The sequence below is a fragment of the Acetobacter papayae JCM 25143 genome, from assembly GCF_000613285.1.
GTDB classification, from domain to species: Bacteria; Pseudomonadota; Alphaproteobacteria; order Acetobacterales; family Acetobacteraceae; genus Acetobacter; species Acetobacter papayae.
In genome coordinates this window covers 1-976 of sequence record NZ_BAIN01000161.1, presented here as the reverse complement: position 1 = coordinate 976, position 976 = coordinate 1, and the positions used below count along the sequence as shown (strand labels likewise).

The 976-nt window shown below is 61.2% G+C and carries 1 protein-coding gene; it reads left to right on the top strand.

Annotated elements, in window-relative coordinates; genetic code table 11:
- The coding region (glyA, locus tag JCM25143_RS15160; RefSeq protein ID WP_025861852.1) for a serine hydroxymethyltransferase at positions 1–976 on the top strand (976 nt) is incomplete at both ends.

Genomic DNA, 976 nt, shown 5'->3' with positions numbered 1-976 from the left:
GTTTTTTCAACGCTGACCTTGAGACGACGGATGTTGCGATTTTTGAAGCGATAACGAGCGAGCTTGAGCGTCAGCGCGACGGGATTGAGCTGATTGCGAGCGAGAACATGGTCTCTGAGGCTGTTCTTCAGGCGCAGGGCAGCGTTCTGACGAACAAATATGCCGAAGGGTATCCCGGCCGCCGGTATTATGGTGGCTGCTCGGAAGTGGACAAGGTTGAAAGCCTTGCGATCGAGCGGGTGAAGACGCTGTTTGGCGCGGGCTATGCGAATGTGCAGCCGCATTCTGGCGCGAACGCCAACCAGGCGGCGTTCATGGCGCTTGGCAAGCCGGGCGATACGGTTCTGGGCATGAGCCTTGCCGCGGGCGGGCATCTGACACACGGTGCCGCGCCGAACTATTCTGGCAAGTGGTTCAACGCGGTGCAGTATGGCGTGCGCCAGCAGGACGGCATGCTGGACTACGAGGAAATGGAAAGCCTTGCGCGTGAGCACCGGCCGTCCATCATTGTTGCGGGTGGCTCGGCCTATCCGCGCATTATCGACTTTGCGCGTTTCCGCCGGATTGCGGATGAGGTTGGCGCGAAGCTGATGGTGGACATGGCGCATTTTGCTGGTCTGGTTGCGGCTGGCCTGTATCCGAACCCGATCGAATACGCGCATATCGTGACGTCCACCACGCACAAGACGCTGCGTGGCCCGCGTGGCGGCCTGATCCTGACGAATGACGAAGCTCTGGCGAAGAAGATCAACTCCGCAGTGTTCCCCGGCCTGCAGGGTGGCCCGCTGATGCACGTGATCGCCGGCAAGGCGGTGGCGTTTGGCGAAGCGCTCAAGCCCGAGTTCCGCAGCTATCAGGAAGCGGTGCGCCGGAATGCGGAAGTGCTGGCGGAAGTTCTGGTCGAGCGCGGTTTTGATATCGTGACGGGCGGCACGGACTCGCACCTGCTGCTGGTTGACCTGCGGCCGAAGAAGGT